We start from the raw sequence: 16,224 nt of genomic DNA, 5'->3' as shown, positions 1-16,224 counted from the left end.
TTAGTTCCTTATTGAGCTAGGTGGTACACCATAACGCTTTTTAAAAGCTCTTCTAAATGAGGTTGGATTATTATAACCCACTTGTTTATAAAGATTAGAGACTTTACAATTCTTACATTTTAATATTTTCATTGCTGCATCTAATCTTAATTTTTCTAAGAATGTTGAGAAGTTAATATTTTTCTCTTTTTTAAATAGATGAGATACATAGCTTTCACTTATTAAGAATTCATCAGCAATCTTAGTTAAACAAAGAGATGGATCTTGATAATTTTCTTTAATATAAATTTGGATTGATTCAATTAAAGTTTCATTATCATTATTTATATCAAATAACTCACATAATTTTTGCGAAATATGCTCTAATGTTGAGATACTTAATTGAGATTGTAATTTCCTATCTATTGTACTGATTAATTTTTTATTATCTTCTTGTTTATTGTCATTAATTAAAAGTCTACATTTGATAATAGTATTTTTTATATCATTAATTAAATAAGCTACCATTTCGCTTGATAGTCTTCTATTAGTAAAGTTTTCTCTATTAATTAATTCAAAGAGTTCTTTTACTTGGTGTTCATTGCTTTTCGTAATAAAATAGGTTAATTGCTCTGCAACTTCAGTTGGGTAGTAATATTGTTCAAATTCTTTTTCACTGATTGTGTAGGTATTAAAAATCTTTCCACTTTTTACCAGTTGTGCTGCAGTTCTAGCTTGTTGGTAAATTGTCCAAACTCTCTTAAGTTTATCACAAGTTCCACCAATTCCACCGAAGATCCAAATAGCTGAATCATTTAATAGATTTTTATTAGCTAAAATAAGTTTATTTTCGACTTCTTTTTTATACTCTTCTTCATCATTTGTGAAAGGTAATAAAAGGGCATAGGCTCTTTCATCAGGAGAGAAGAAATATAATTTATTGTTAAGAGAAAATTCCTTATATAATTCATTTACAATTGCATTATCAAAATCATTTTTATTATAAGTTTCATTGCTATTGTTATAAGCAATTACATATAAAACTAAATATCTAATAGCTGGATTATTTAAGTTTAAAAAATCTCTTGCAGTTCTAAGTTCTTCTCCACGTACTATTAAGCCTCGCATAATTTCCCTAACATATGTTTTATATAAGATAGGAGTTCTATCATTTATAAAGGTCTCAAGTTTGTCTTTATCCCCTTGAACTGTTTGTAATTGAGTATCTAAGGTCATTAATGGTTGTAGACTTATTCCAATTAGATAAATTATTAATAAAATACCTAATAATGCAGTTATTGCAATTATTACATAAGAAATCTTTTGGTAAGTTACAATTTGTTGCTTTGCTAAAGAGGCAGGTTGGATTAATATAAATTTCCATTTTAATGATTCTGATGAAATATTATTAATATGATATTTTGTATTATCAATTTTGATTTCATCATCACTAGAATTTATTAATTGAGAGAGTGAATAATTAATAGTTTTATTTTCATTTGCTTTAAGATTTAAAATAGGGTAATTATCTTTGTTTAAAATTACAATTTCACATCCGTCTTGTAAAAGGGAAGAAAATTTATTCTTAACCTCATCTAAACTAATTGAGAAGACTATTGTTGCAGGCATCTTTTTATAAGATATTTTATTCATATTAACTGCATAATAAAATTCTTCATTACTAGAGTTAGTCAATTTATCAACATCATAAAAAGAATATATTATTGAATCATCTTTTAAAGTTTGTTCCCATTCTTTTTGATATCCATCAGGATAGCTTTGGATTCCATTATAGAAAAGGGAAGAGGAGTCGAATCTATTATTTGATAAAACATAATCAGTATTCCAAAGATATGCGAAAAAATGCTTTATAGGTAAATCTCCAGCAGTATAAATATTTGTAGATAAACTATTTTTTACTTTCATAGCTGAGTAATAAAAATTATTAGCATTACTATCTTCAAATTGTGTTAATCTATAGAAAGCAGAGGATTGAGCTAAATCTTTGCAATATGCATTCATTAAATTAATATCAGTATCAATTATTGAGACTGATTTTTGAAAAATTTTACCCTCTTGATTCCAGAATTCTTTTTTAATATTGCCTAAGGTGCTTGATAGAGTCCAAATAAATAAAGCTTGCATTAACACAAAGATGATACTATTTATTAATAGTATTTTTAATAGAGATTCTTTGTGCGTATTAAATCCTTCGCGGGTAAAGAAAAATTTATTTTTTAACAATGTAGCAAGTTCCTTAATTTTTAGATTATTATAATCAAACAATAAGTATTATAACATATTAGTAGAGTAAATAAAGGTTGATTTGATTAAAAAAAATCCTTACTTAAAAAAAAGTAAGGATTGAAATTCGAGAGCGACGGGGATCGAACCCGCGATCTTCGGCGTGACAGGCCGACGCGATAACCATCTTCGCTACGCCCCCAAAGGACAAGTGATAAACTATAGAATTTATCATTTCTTGTCAATAGGAAATATAAAAAAACTTAATTAATTTATATTTTTATTTTTTAAAGCTTAATAATCTTAGGGCATTTAATATGGCTAAGAAGGTTACCCCAACATCAGCAAAAACCGCAGCCCACATATTAGCAATTCCTAAAGCGCCTAATATCATAACTAAAAATTTAACTCCAATGGCAAAGAAAGCATTTTCCTTAACTATTCTCATTGTTTTTTTTGCTAGAGTTATAACTGAGGCTAAGTTGTTTATTTCTTCCCCCATTATTACTACATCACTTGCTTCAATTGCGGCATCGCTTCCCATAGCACCCATAGAGATTCCAACATTACTCATAGCTAGAGCAGGGGCATCATTTATTCCGTCCCCTATATAAGCAACAGAATTATTATTCTTTATAATAATTTCTAATTCTTTAACCTTTTCTTCTGGTAATAGATTTGATTTAAATCCACTTAACTCTAATTGGTTTGATACTTTTTGAGCATTATTATAGTTATCTCCACTAAGCATTAATAAATTATTAATTTTTAGTTTTTTGAGTTCTTCAATAGCGTGTTTACTGTTTTTCTTTATCTCGTCTCCAATTGCGATAAGGCCTTTAAATTCATTATCAACTGCAATGTATATAAAGGTATTAGTTTCATCTAAATCTTCATAAGTTTTTATTTCTATATTATTATCACTTAAAAGTTCTTTTTTACCTACTAATATTGTTTTATTATTTACTGTAGCTTTTAGACCTTTACCTGCAATTTCTTCTAAATCTTTTGCTTTATAATCTTCTCGATTGTTTTTAATTCCTTCATATTCTTTTACAAGAGATTTAGCTATTGGGTGGTTTGATAATTTTTCAACACTTGCTACATAGTTTAATAATTCAGTTTTCTCTATATTATTTAACTTAATATCATTAATTTTAAATTTTCCCTTTGTAAGGGTCCCTGTTTTATCGAATACAATAGTATCTATAGTTGCAAGTCTTTCAAGATAAACACTACCTTTTACTAAAATACCTTTTTTTGAAATTGCTCCAATACCACTGAAATAAGATAGAGGAATTGAAACTACAAAAGCACAAGGACAAGATACAACTAAGAACATTAAGGCTCTATATATCCAAGTTGAGTAGGGAAGTCCTGTATTAAATAATGGAGGAATAGTTGCTAATAGTAAGGCTGAATAAACAACTATTGGAGTATAATACTTTGCAAATTTCTTAATAAATACTTCATTTTTAGATTTCTTTTCAGTAGCAGATTCTACCAATTGTAAAATTCTAGATAATGTTGAGTCTTTATAAACTTTTGTAACTTTAATATTTAGTGGAGAGGATATATTTAAACTGCCACTCAACACTTTAGTATTAGGACTAACATCTAAGGGGAGAGCTTCTCCTGTTAATGGAGATACATCTAAAGAAGAATTTCCATCAATTACTATTCCATCTAGAGGAATCCTTTCCCCAGGTTTTACTAAAATTATATCATTAACTGATATTCTCTCTGGTTCTGTATCAATGGTTTCATATTCTTTAACTAAATGGGCTACTTCACTTTTTAACTTTAATAAGCTTTTAATTGATTTTTTTGATTTATCAACAGCATAGTGTTCAAAAGCTTCACCAATTTGGAAAAATAGTATTACAGCAACACCTTCACTTGAGCTTCCAATTATAAAAGCACCAATGGATGCAATAGCCATTAAGAAGGTTTCATCCATAAAGTCTCTTTTTATGATATTTTTTATTGCTTTAAATATTATATCATAACTTATTATAACATAAGAAATTAACATTACATATAATTTGTAATCTTTTAAAATTGTTAATGCTAGTATGAATAGTATAAAAGAAATAATAATTCTTTTTACTCTTGTGTTAAACATGATTCCCCTTCTTTTTATATATGAATAAATATTCATATATAAATGTAAAAAATATATAAGCTAAGTTAATGTTGCTTACAATTTGACTATATATGAATGTTAGTTCATATGTCAAGCCTGTTATTCTACATTCTTATGATTAATATGCTCAATTGCAATTGAAATAATTTTTTCAACATGGTCATCGTCAAAAGAGTAAAAAACATTTTTTCCTATTTTTTTAGATTTTACTACTTTTGCTTCTTTCAGTATTTTTAATTGGTGTGATATTGCTGATTGTTCCATTTCTAATGCTTTGGTTAAATCGTTAACACATAACGGTCCAGTAGCAAGTTCCAAAATAATTTTCATTCTTGTTGGGTCCCCTAGCACTTTAAAAAATAAGCAACAAGAATCAAAGTCCGTTTTAACTAAATTTTTTTCGATCATTTGTTTTCCCCTATATATATTTATTGTACTATTAATAATTATTGACTGTCTAGTAATTTATAATTTGTACAAAGTAATTAAAAATTTGTTCAATTAGAATAATTGGTTTGACCGGGCAAATATTAATTGATAAACTATAGCCAACTGTATAGTAATATATTTAGGAGTGTTCTATGAAACCAACATTAGTTGTTTTAGCTGCTGGTATGGGATCCCGTTATGGTGGGGTTAAACAAATTGATTCAGTAGGTAAGAATGGTGAAACCTTATTAGATTTTGGCGTTTATGATGCATTACAAGCAGGTTTTAAAAAAGTTGTATTTATCATAAGAAAAGATATTGAGAAAGATTTTAAAGAAAGAATATTTGATAGAGTAAGCAGAAATATGGAAGCTGAATATGTTTTCCAATCTATAGATTCTTTATTAACTGATGAGCAAAAATCTTTAAGCAAAGATAGAAAAAAACCTTGGGGTACTATCCATGCTATTTTGTGTGCAAAAGATGTTATTAATGAACCTTTTTGTGTAATTAATAGTGATGATTATTATGGTAGAGAAGCTTTTGAAATAATAGCTAAGCACTTATCTTCTTTAGAAGAAGGTAGTAGAGAGCATGCTATGGTAGGCTATGTATTAAAAAATACTATGAGTAAGTCTGGTAGTGTTTCTAGAGCTGTTTGTACTGTAAAAGATGATTATTTAGTAAGTATGAAAGAAAATACTAAGATTGAGTATGTTGGAGATACTATAATTAGTCATCTTGATGGCAAAGATATTGAAATGAAAGGAGACGAGTGGGTTTCAATGAATTTCTTTGGTTTTGCTCCTTCAGCTTTTGAAGTATTTGATAAATTCTGGGATGATTTTATTAGTAAAAATATTGAAAGTGAAAAATCAGAAAGTTATTTACCTGAAGGCGCTAGTGAAATTGTAAAAACTAATCAAGGTAAATTAAAATTCTATACTACAAATGAAAAATGGTTTGGAATGACTTATAGTGAAGATAGAGCTAATGTAAAAAAAGAATTAGCTAAAAAAATTGAAGAAGGCTACTATCCTGAAAAACTTTGGGAAAAATAGTATACCCCTTTTTAGATACTCTCCTAAATTTAGGAGAGTTTTTTTATATGTGCTTAGATCTCCAAGCTGCAGTTGCAATAGGAGTAAATCCCTCTCCCATAACTTGGTATGCATCATGAACAATTACAAAAGCATCTTTATCAATTTTATGAATTAGATTAATAAACTTTCCTGTTTTATTGTTAGAAATTACTGTCATTAATACTGGTCTTTCTTTATCAGTATATAGGCCTTTACCTTCTAAAATTGTTCCCCCATGATTTAATTCTTCAAGAACAACTTTTTTGATTTCTTCTTTTTTATCTGAAATTATATAAATAGTTTTTGAACTATAGCTTCCAAATCCTAATAATACTTTATCAATACCAACGCTTGTAATATATATTGTTATAATTGCATACATAGCTGCTTCAATTCCAAATATAAAGATACTACAACTTACTATTATTGCATCAATTATAAACATTGCATTTCCAAGTGTTAAACAAGTGAAGCGAGAGATTACTTGAGCAAGAATATCTGTGCCTCCAGTGTTTGCACCACTTTTCATAACAAACCCTAGACCAGAACCAAATAAAATTCCTCCAAAGATTGCTGATAAAAGATAAGAAACATGATAGTCATAATTAATAATTCCATTATTTCCAATTAAATGTGAGAGAAGAATTGTAAAACCAGAGTATAAAAAAGTTCCAACTAAAGATTTTAATCCATATTCTTTACCAAAAATTAAAAGCCCTAGAATGAATAAAGGTAAGCTTAAAATAAATATTGTAATACCTAAATCAAAATTTAAAGTATGATATAAAATAATGGCTATACCTGTTACCCCGCCATTTGCTATTTGTGCAGGGTTTGCAAATAAAACTACTCCAAGAGCAGTTAGAAAAGTTCCAATTATTATGTAGAAATACTCGAGAATTTTATACTGAATAGGATCTTTTTCCATATCTTCCTCCTTTAAACTTTTTTACTTAAAGATAAATCCTTGTTTTTCATGATTTTAATTAAGCTATCAATATTATCAGAAATTGCTAAACAATCTAAAATATCTTTTTTCATGAACCCTTTTTCTTGGGCTTGGATTAAAAAGTCATATAAAGGGGTATAGAAATTATCAATATTTAATAAACCAATAGGTTTTGTGTGTATATTTAATTGTAACCAGGTAAAAGTTTCAAAGAATTCTTCAAAAGTTCCAATTCCTCCTGGCATTGCAATAAAAGCATCACTTCTATTATACATTTCCTTTTTTCGTGCATACATATCTTCTTTAATGATTCTCTCTGTTTCAACTACTTTGTTACAGACTTGAGGTAAGTTTAATCTTTTAGGTAAAACTCCAATAACTTTTGCCCCTTTTTCATAGGCACTAGAGGCAACTAATCCCATTAATCCTATATTGCCTCCGCCATAGACTAAAGTCATATTATTATCTGCAATATAATTTCCTACTTTTATAGCAACATCACTATATATTTGTTTTTTACCGGTAGAAGAACCACAAAACACTGCTAAGTTATTAATTTTATTCATATAAACTAACATACATCATTAACTAATTATGTGGCAAGTTATTTTTATGGTAATTAAAATTTTGCTGTTTTGTCATAAATTGGTTTTTTTATGTATTTGTTATTTATGAATTTGATTTTTAGTGAAAAAGTATTATGATATGTATATACTCTAAATTAGAGAAATTTATTTAATATGTTAAAATGTAGCAATTAGTGCTATAATATAACTATAAAAAACAATTTAGTTGTTAGTTTTTTTTAAATTGTGTATTATTTAATTAAACGACCTATGAAAGAATTATAAGGAGATAAGGGGATAGTATCCCTGCAAAACTATTATGAAAAAAAGATTTATTACATTATTAGCTTTATTAGTATTATTACCTGTTATGGTTTTTGCTACTGACGTGGTTATTACTTGGGAATGGATGCTTGATGACCCTCAAATTACAGGTTTTAGATATCAATTAAACGGTGAAGATCCAGAGAATTGGGTTGTTGTTGATGCAAACACTACTTCTTGTGCTATTCAAAATTTAGATGGTTCAAAAGAATATACACTATATTTACAACAAACATATGATGGAGTTAATTGGTCACCAAGCGCTTCTTCAACTGCAATGCCATTATTTGCTGAAGAAACAACTGAAGTTGCTCAAGCTCCTACAATTGTAGAGCCAACTCCAGAAGTAGTTGCTAGTGAACCAAAAGCTGAAGAAGTACAGGCCCCTGTTAAAGAAGAAACTGTTGCAGCTCCAAAAGCTGTAAAGACAAAAGTACCTTATTATACTAGTGTTTCACTAAGGGGTTCTGGTGTTTATACTTTAGCTGAAATAAATAGTGGCACAACAACTTATGATCAATATAATGCAAGTGTTGGACTTGGACTTGGTTTTAATAACATCTTAGCTTTCTCTAAAGTTGGATTTGGTTTAAATATCGATACTGATTTCTTAGTAGTTCCAACTTCAGGAAATGCAATGAATGCATTAAAGAGTTTCTTCTTAGATACTAGCCTATCTGATTATAGCTTAAGAGTAACAGTAGCTCCTGAAATGGAATTAAACTTTAACAGAGTTGTTGTTGATGTTGCTCCATTTGTAGATGCTACAATTGTTAATTACCCATATATTGGTGGTTTAGACTTTAATGCAGATGTTGCTAACTATTTCTTAATTGGTTATGGTGCTCAATTAGGTCTAGGAATTAAAGTTAATGACCATATCCAAATTGCTGCAGATGCTAAGTTTAGAAAATTTGGTGGTATGAGTGATTGGAATAACCTAGATAAGTGGGGAGTTGAAGTAACACCTAATATAAAATTAATGTTTTAATTAAAATATTTTAATATAAAATGGGTCAGTTACTGCTGACCCATTTATTATTTAGTGATTATTGTAAAACTTAATACACAATACCTTGCCAAAGTTGAATGGTATTTGTATTATTTAATAAATTTATTGTATGACAAGGAGATGGAGGAAAAACCTCCAAGTAGAAAAATAATGAAAAAAGGCCGCATGCAACGGTGCATCGACTATATTAGATTTAATTATGATTCAGAAGGTTTTGAACTTTCTGATGACGATGAGGCTGATATATTAGCAGTATTAGATGAAGATAAGACTGCCGATAGTTTGATTGAGAAATATATTATTGATAATTCTTTAATTAATCAAAATTATGTTGCTAGTGATAAAGATTTTTCTTGTTACGAAAACACAATCTGTTTCTTTAATTTCTTTGATATTAAAGATAGACATAAATTAAGAGAAGTTGCTATTTATATAACTTCTATTAGAACTGCTGAAATGATGGTTAATAAAATTGATGGGCCATTTGATTTAGAAAGACTAAAAGAAATTCATTCTTCTTTATTTAGTGATATTTATCCTTCAGCAGGTTCACTAAGGACAAAAACTGCTGCAAAAAGAACAGAGTTTTGTCGGCCTGAATACATTGTTAGTTCTGCTAAAGAAATCTTTGAAAGATTACAAAAAGAAAGATATTTAAGAGGCTTAGATAGAGAATCATTTATTAATGATTTAGCATATTACATGGGAGAAGTGGAAGCCCTACATCCTTTTAGACAAGGCAATGCCTTAGCAGCTAGATTGTTCTTTTGGGATTTAATCTATTTAGCTGGCTATATAGTAGATTGGGCTAGAATAGATCCTGATAGATTATTAGAAGCTGATATTTGTGCTATTGATGGTGATTATCAACCACTAATTGATGTTCTTGAAGAAGTCGTTTATAAAAAATAAAAATCAAACAAATCTTATTAATTTAGGATTTGTTTTTTTATAATTTGATTAATTAAATTTTTTTTATATAATATAGAAAGAATAACAAAAGGGGTATATTTATGAACAGTTTTAATTATTACACTCCAACAAAAGTGATTTTTAAAGAAAATGGGGAAAAAGATATTGCTAAAGAATTGCAACCTTTTAATCCTAAAAAAGTATTAATTCATTATGGTGGTCAAAGTGCCATAAAATCAGGATTAATTGATAGAGTAAAATCTTATTTAGATGATGCAAATATTTCTTATGTATTATTAGGCGGGGTAGTTGCTAATCCTCTATTATCTAAAGTTAATGAAGGCATTGATCTCTGTAAGAGAGAAGGTGTTGATTTTATTTTAGCAGTAGGTGGTGGTAGTGTAATTGACTCTTCAAAAGCTATAGCTATTGGTTTATTTAATGGTGGTAATGTTTGGGACTTTTTTGAAGGAAAAAGAAAAGTTGAAGGAGCTTTTAGAGTTGCATCAATTTTAACAATTGCTGCGGCTGGTTCTGAAATGAGTAGTGGTTGTGTAATAACTAAAGATGAAGGTCTTTTAAAGAGATCTTGTAAACATCCAGATGTTGCTTGTAGATTTTCAATTATGAATCCTTTATTAACTTTAACACTTCCAAATTATCAAACTTTTAGTGGAATTGTAGATATTTTAATGCATACTATGGAGAGATATCTTAATACTGATGGAGATCAAAACTTAGATATTACAGATGAAATTGCTGAAGGATTAATGAGAGCAGTAATTAAAAATGCTAAAATTTTAAAAGAAGATCCTCAAAATGTTCAAGCTAGATGGAATGTCATGTGGGCTAGTAGTTTGTCTCATAATGGGTTAACTGGTTGTGGTACAAATTCTGGTGAATGGGCTGTTCACAAAATTGAACATGAATTAGGAGGAATGTATAATGTAGCTCATGGAGCTGGATTAAGTGCAGTATTCAGTGCTTGGGCATTATATGTTTTTGATAAAATCGAGGATAGATTAGAAAAGTTTGCAATCAAAGTTTGGAATGTTGAAGCTAAAGATAGTCCAAAAGAAACAGCTTTGGCAGGTCTTGAAAAACTAAGAGAATTTTATAGAAGTATTGATATGCCAACAAACCTAAAAGAATTAGGTTTAAATCCAAGTGATAAAGAAATTGAAGAATTAAGTATTAAGGCAACAAATTTTGGTGGTAGATTAATAGGTACTACCATTGGTCTTGATAAAGATGATTTAATTAAAATTTATAATATGGCAAAATAATAATTATATATGATTATAAAAATAGCTGATGCTAAGTGACATCAGCTATATAAATTTAGTATAATATGAAATTTTTTACATTAGATTATTTAAAATCTTTATGCTCTGTAAAGAAAATTGTAATAGCATCTATTGTATCTTGTATGTGTTTTTCCATAATCTTTTCTGCTAAATCTTTATCATGTTTTTTTAAAGCTTCTAACAATTGCTTGTGAAATCTTAATCCATTAGCTGATCCCATAATAGATACTATTTGTTCCATTGTTTCACTTAGATATGTTTGCATAGATTCATAAGTTTTAATAATAAAAGGATTTTTTGTTGCTGTTCCAAGTAAAACATGAAATTGAAAATCTGTTTTAGAAAATTCTTCAGTATTTCGAGCAGATGTTATCATATGTTTATAGACTTCTTCCAATTCGATGATTTCATTTTTATTGATTCTTTCAGCAGCAATTCCTGCAATTCCTTTTTCAAAGACTTTTCTTAATTCAATTACTGCAATTATGTCTTCATTTGATGGCTTATCTGATGTAAAAGAATTAAAATTTAGAGTTGAATTAGGATTAGTAGAAATTATTTCAGTTCCTTTTCCTTTAATTGATTTTACAAATCCTCTAATTTCTAAAATCTGTATTGCGGCTCGTATTGTAATTCTACTTACAGAGAATCTTTCACATAAATTTATTTCCGAAGGTAGCAAAGAACCAATTTGCCAGATTCCTGATAAAATTTCTTCTTCGAGAGTATGTGATATGACAACTTTTAAAGGTTCTTTTTTTTTCATAGGCGCCTCATTGTATATTATTTATAACAAATCTTTGTTATTTGTTTTATGATAATCAAAAAAATATAAGATAATCAATTGCTTAATGCTTTATTCCCTATATTGTTTATTAATATAAACATGACATATTATAATATATATTTTAAAAAAAGAAAAGATAGCTTAATTTAAAATTTTAAATTCAATTATATGAAAATCTGTTATATATAGCATAATATCTTAAATTTGGTTTATAATCAATAATTAATTATTTATTTATATTTATTTTACATTATAAGCAAAAAATGGGATTTATTTCTTGTAAGTTGTTAAATTAAAGCTATCATATTATAATATGTTGTTGAAACTAATATAATAAATATTTAAAAATAATATTATTTGTTGACAGCTAAAGTATACAATGCTACGATAAACTCAATTAAACAAAAGGAGTTTATGTATGAAAAGGAGAAAATTAATTTTTTCATTGATTATGTTAACATTGATTCTAGGGTTATTTGTTAGCTGTGAAAAAAAAGCTGATGCAAAACCTGCTTCAGGAGCAATTGAATCAAATTTAACAACACAAAATGTTGAAACAAAGGAAGCTGTTGCTAATGCAGTATCAATCAAAGAAAATGATAGCACTACAAATGCAGAAAAAGTTATCAGATTCGCTTATTATGATAATGCAACTTGGCCTGATATTGCTAAATCCCCTCTACCTGAACATGCTTATGCATTAGTATTTAAAAGTATGGTTGAATCTTTATCTAATGGTAAAATTGCAGTTGAATTGTATCCAGGTAATGCATTAGGTGATACAAAAGCAACTATGGAAATGGCTATGACAGGTAGTATTGAGATGGTAACTTGTACTGGAACAGCTTCTGCATTGATGCCTGAGTTACAGTGTATTTTCCTTCCTTATGTTTTTAAAGGAGATGAAGTAGCTTGGGATTTCTTTGACAATAGTGATTTGTGGAAAGATATGTGCTCTGAATTTGAAGATATTAGTGGATTGAAAATGCTCTCAGTAGGACAAAATGGAACAAGACATTTTACAAATAATGTTAGACCTATTCATACCCCAGAAGATATGAAAGGTATTAAATTTAGAGTTATGCAAAGTCCAATATATGTAAAAATGGTTGAAGCAATGGGAGCTAGTGCAACGCCATTAGCTTCTGGAGAAATATATACAGCTTGTCAAACAGGGGTTGTTGATGGTCAAGAAAATCCAATTTGGAATATTGCCGCAAATAAATGGTATGAAGTTCAAAAATATATTACTTTAGATGGTCATACTTGGAGTGAAAATTTTGTAATGATGAATAGTGATTTTTATAACAGTTTGACTGAAGATGAACAACATATTATAGCTGTTTCAGCTTATCATGCACAACAAGCAGACAGGGCTGCAGAAGACTTAGCTTCAAGAGTTTTGGATTTTGATACCGTTAATTCTGCTATGGAAGTATATGTTCCTACTACAGCTGAATTAAACATGTTCAAAGATGCGGCTGCACCTACATATGATTGGTTACGTGGTGAAATAGGTGATGAAATTGTAGATAAGTTCTTAGATGAAGTTACTAAATCTGAAAAAAGATGTGGATATTAATCTACTGATGCTCAAATTTCTAGGGCATTAGATATTCTAATGCTCTGGGATTTTTTAAGCGGAGATCAATATGAAAATATTAAATATGATTAGTAAAAAAATCGCTCAAATTACCTCTGTAATCTCTGGACTATTATTAATTTGCGTATTCATAGTAATTTTTATTGGAATTGGAGGAAGAATTATTAGAAATAATCCTTCATGGACTGAAGAAATTGCTAGATGGGGATTAATTTCGATTGGTTTTTTAGGTGGAAGTGTTGCTGTATATAAAAAACAGCACGTAGGTGTTAATATTATTGTCACAAGACTTCCTTTAAAGATTGCTAAAGTTGTAACTGTAATTGCATATTTAGCAGTAATATTTGTTTGTAGTTTTTGTTTGTATTATAGCTATTCTGCTGCAATAAGTGCTTATAGAATTAAAGGTGATATTATCCCTTTTTCAATGATGTATGTAAAACTTTTTTTGCCTCTTGGATTTGCTTGTATGATAGTACATCTTTTAGCTGGATTATCTAATATCCTAAAGTGTCAAAATATTAAAGAACTAACTATAGGTCAATAGGTGTAAAAATGAGTATAATAATTTTAGTGTTTGTTGTTCTTCTTATAATAGGAGTTCCTATAGCTTTTGTTCTTGGTAGTGCTTCATTGTATTACTTTTTGTTTGTGGGAAATATTCCTATGTCTATGATAGGACAAAAACTATATAGTGGTTTAGACAATTATGTATTATTAGCAATTCCCTTTTTTATTCTTGCAGGGGAATTGATGAATAGGTCTAAAATAACTGATAGCTTAATTGAATTTTCAAAAATTCTTGTTGGTAGAATTCCAGGGGCTTTAGCGCAAGTTAATATTGTAGCTAGTTTGTTCTTTGCCGGAATTACTGGTTGTGGGGTTGCAGATACAGTCGCATTAGGCTCTGTATTAATACCTTCTATGGAAAAAGATGGATATACTCCTGAGTATGCCGCTGCAGTAACTTGTGCTTCTTCTGTAATTGGGCCTATAATTCCGCCTTCAGTGGTAATGATAATTTATTCAACGTGTACAGGGGAATCTGTCGGAGCTTTATTCGCAGCAGGTTTTGTCCCAGGTATTGCTATAGCTTTAGCTTTGATGGCGTTATCACTATATTATGCAAAAAAATACAATCATCCAAGAAGAACTGAAAAAATAAAATTTAAAGAAACCTTTATCATTCTAAAAAAATCTATTGTTGCGTTATTATGTCCAATAATTCTTGTAGTAGGTATTTTTTCAGGGTTTTTTACGCCAACTGAAGCTGCCGCAATAGCCTGTTTATATGCAATTATTGCAGGAAGATTTATTTTAAAAACTTTAACATATAAGGATATTTGGCAAAGTTTTATTATTGGTGCAGTTTCAGGTGCTGTTGTTTTATTTATAATTTCTATGGCTTCTCTATTTGGTCAATTTTTGGCAATAGAAAGAGTCCCTGAAATAATGGCTAAAACGATATTATCTATTACAAATAATAAGTTTGTTTTCTTATTGATGATGAATGTAATTTTATTAATAGCTGGGATGTTATTAGATACTGGCGTTTCTGTATTATTGTTAGCTCCAATATTATTACCAGTAGCAATTCAATTAGGAGTGGCTCCATTACATTTTGCTTTAGTAATGTTAGTTAACCTAAATATTGGATTAAGTACTCCACCAATGGGAGTTTGTTTATTTGCAGCAGCTCCAATTGCACATTTAGATTTTGAGAGAATTGCTAAAGCTGTTTTGCCTTTTATTTTTGTTGAATTAGCAGCTTTGTTATTACTAACATATATTCCAAATTTGATTTTATTCGTTCCACGTTTGTTGGGATATATATATTAAGGAGAGAAAATGAAAGCATTATTTTATTTGGGACCAAGAAAGTTAGAAATGAGAGATGTTCCTATTCCAGAAATAAATGATAGAGAATATTTAATAAAAATTGTTTCTTGCGGCATTTGTGGGTCCGATTTTGAAGGTTATTTAGGTAAAACAGGAAGAAGAACTCCTCCTATGATTATGGGACATGAATTTAGTGGAATTGTAGAAAAAGCCCCTAATATAAATGCTAAATTTCAAGTTGGACAAAAAGTAGTTGTTTTTCCAAAATTTTTTTGTGGAGAATGTGAATTTTGCAAAAAAGGATTAATTAATGTTTGTCCAAATGGTATTTGTATGGGCGTTTTAGATAATAATGGTGCAATGTGTGAATATGTTAATATTGAAGAAAAATATTTAATACCAATAGATGATCAATTGGATTTTAATATTGCCGCTATGGCTGAACCTTTAGCTGTTGCTTATAGAGCTGTAAGTAAAATTACTGATAATGATTTAAATTCTAGTGAAAATTTTTTAGTAATTGGTGCAGGTACAATCGGATTATTAGCTATTGCAATATTAAATTATCGCGGTGCAAAAAATATTTTTGTAAGTGATACTATGGATTATAGATTAAATGTCGCAAAAAAAATGGGGGCAACCTATTTAATAAATCCTATTAAAGAAAATCTTATAGAAACAATAAAAGAAATAACTGATTCAAAAATGTGTGATTTTTCAATTGAAGCTGTAGGCATAACTCCAACTGCAAGTTCATCTCTTGATTGCTTAAAAATTGGAGGGACTGCAATTTGGATTGGAAATGCTCAAAAAATGATTGAAGTAAATATGCAAAAAATTGTTACTACTGAATTAACAATTAAGGGTAATTATGTATATAACTTTGAAGATTTTAAAACTTGTGTAGATTTGCTTTTAAATAATTCAATTGATGTTTCTCCTGTTATTACAGATAAGTATAGTTTTAATGATTCAATAATAGCCTTTGAAGCTTTAGAAAATAATCCTAAAGGCGAAAAGATTAAAATAATTTTGGAGATGTAAA

14 protein-coding genes and 1 tRNA gene are annotated in these 16,224 nt (G+C 28.7%); 8 read left to right on the top strand and 7 right to left on the bottom strand.

Going from position 1 to position 16,224, the window contains the following annotated elements:
* From ACZ5RS_RS01155 to ACZ5RS_RS01140, 4 genes are all read right to left on the bottom strand, one after another.
* The gene (locus ACZ5RS_RS01155; protein ID WP_464638967.1) at window positions 1-2,124 is read right to left on the bottom strand and encodes a helix-turn-helix domain-containing protein; all 2,124 of its coding nucleotides are present in this window, start codon (window positions 2,122-2,124) and stop codon (window positions 1-3) included.
* A 227-nt stretch (window positions 2,125-2,351) separates the two neighbouring features.
* Window positions 2,352-2,425, bottom strand: a tRNA-Asp gene (locus ACZ5RS_RS01150).
* A gap of 78 nt (window positions 2,426-2,503) precedes the next feature.
* On the bottom strand, window positions 2,504-4,348 hold the full coding sequence (locus tag ACZ5RS_RS01145) for a heavy metal translocating P-type ATPase (protein WP_464637037.1): 1,845 nt from the start codon (window positions 4,346-4,348) through the stop codon (window positions 2,504-2,506).
* Window positions 4,349-4,468: 120 nt separating this feature from the next.
* Window positions 4,469-4,777: an ArsR/SmtB family transcription factor gene (locus ACZ5RS_RS01140; protein WP_464637036.1), complete on the bottom strand. Its 309-nt coding sequence runs from the start codon at window positions 4,775-4,777 to the stop codon at window positions 4,469-4,471.
* Between the two features lie 173 nt (window positions 4,778-4,950).
* Here ACZ5RS_RS01140 and ACZ5RS_RS01135 point away from each other — a divergent pair, with 173 nt between their 5' ends.
* Window positions 4,951-5,859, top strand: a complete 909-nt coding sequence (locus ACZ5RS_RS01135) for a nucleotidyltransferase family protein (RefSeq protein WP_464637035.1) — start codon at window positions 4,951-4,953, stop codon at window positions 5,857-5,859.
* A 43-nt stretch (window positions 5,860-5,902) separates the two neighbouring features.
* On the opposite strand, the gene ACZ5RS_RS01130 is transcribed toward ACZ5RS_RS01135, so the two are convergent.
* Complete coding sequence (locus ACZ5RS_RS01130; protein WP_464637034.1) at window positions 5,903-6,808, bottom strand: YitT family protein; 906 nt, start codon at window positions 6,806-6,808, stop codon at window positions 5,903-5,905.
* 11 nt (window positions 6,809-6,819) lie between these two features.
* On the bottom strand, window positions 6,820-7,395 hold the full coding sequence (locus ACZ5RS_RS01125) for an LOG family protein (RefSeq protein WP_464637033.1): 576 nt from the start codon (window positions 7,393-7,395) through the stop codon (window positions 6,820-6,822).
* 319 nt (window positions 7,396-7,714) lie between these two features.
* Between ACZ5RS_RS01125 and ACZ5RS_RS01120 the strand changes: the two genes are divergently transcribed.
* The 3 genes from ACZ5RS_RS01120 to ACZ5RS_RS01110 all read left to right on the top strand — a co-directional run bounded on the left by ACZ5RS_RS01120 (window position 7,715) and on the right by ACZ5RS_RS01110 (window position 10,929).
* Window positions 7,715-8,710: a fibronectin type III domain-containing protein gene (locus tag ACZ5RS_RS01120; RefSeq protein WP_464637032.1), complete on the top strand. Its 996-nt coding sequence runs from the start codon at window positions 7,715-7,717 to the stop codon at window positions 8,708-8,710.
* A 171-nt stretch (window positions 8,711-8,881) separates the two neighbouring features.
* Window positions 8,882-9,643 carry a Fic/DOC family protein gene (locus ACZ5RS_RS01115; RefSeq protein ID WP_464637031.1) on the top strand — a complete coding sequence of 254 codons (762 nt, stop codon included), beginning with the start codon at window positions 8,882-8,884 and terminating at the stop codon, window positions 9,641-9,643.
* Between the two features lie 101 nt (window positions 9,644-9,744).
* Window positions 9,745-10,929 carry an iron-containing alcohol dehydrogenase gene (locus ACZ5RS_RS01110; protein ID WP_464637030.1) on the top strand — a complete coding sequence of 395 codons (1,185 nt, stop codon included), beginning with the start codon at window positions 9,745-9,747 and terminating at the stop codon, window positions 10,927-10,929.
* A gap of 85 nt (window positions 10,930-11,014) precedes the next feature.
* Here the strand turns inward: ACZ5RS_RS01110 and ACZ5RS_RS01105 are convergent, their stop codons facing one another.
* On the bottom strand, window positions 11,015-11,716 hold the full coding sequence (locus ACZ5RS_RS01105; protein ID WP_464637029.1) for a FadR/GntR family transcriptional regulator: 702 nt from the start codon (window positions 11,714-11,716) through the stop codon (window positions 11,015-11,017).
* Window positions 11,717-12,155: 439 nt separating this feature from the next.
* Here ACZ5RS_RS01105 and ACZ5RS_RS01100 point away from each other — a divergent pair, with 439 nt between their 5' ends.
* The 4 genes from ACZ5RS_RS01100 (at window position 12,156) to ACZ5RS_RS01085 (ending at window position 16,223) form a co-directional block, all read left to right on the top strand.
* Window positions 12,156-13,319, top strand: coding sequence for a TRAP transporter substrate-binding protein (locus tag ACZ5RS_RS01100; protein WP_464637028.1), 1,164 nt, complete (start codon window positions 12,156-12,158; stop codon window positions 13,317-13,319).
* Between the two features lie 70 nt (window positions 13,320-13,389).
* Complete coding sequence (locus tag ACZ5RS_RS01095; protein ID WP_464637027.1) at window positions 13,390-13,887, top strand: TRAP transporter small permease; 498 nt, start codon at window positions 13,390-13,392, stop codon at window positions 13,885-13,887.
* A gap of 8 nt (window positions 13,888-13,895) precedes the next feature.
* The gene (locus ACZ5RS_RS01090) at window positions 13,896-15,179 is read left to right on the top strand and encodes a TRAP transporter large permease (protein WP_464637026.1); all 1,284 of its coding nucleotides are present in this window, start codon (window positions 13,896-13,898) and stop codon (window positions 15,177-15,179) included.
* Window positions 15,180-15,188: 9 nt separating this feature from the next.
* The gene (locus tag ACZ5RS_RS01085) at window positions 15,189-16,223 is read left to right on the top strand and encodes a zinc-dependent alcohol dehydrogenase (RefSeq protein WP_464637025.1); all 1,035 of its coding nucleotides are present in this window, start codon (window positions 15,189-15,191) and stop codon (window positions 16,221-16,223) included.
* Window position 16,224 lies beyond the last annotated feature (1 nt).

It is taken from the genome of Pleomorphochaeta caudata (assembly GCF_055395745.1).
Note: the sequence above shows the minus strand (reverse complement) of the source record. Positions and strands in the feature narration are given on the sequence as shown.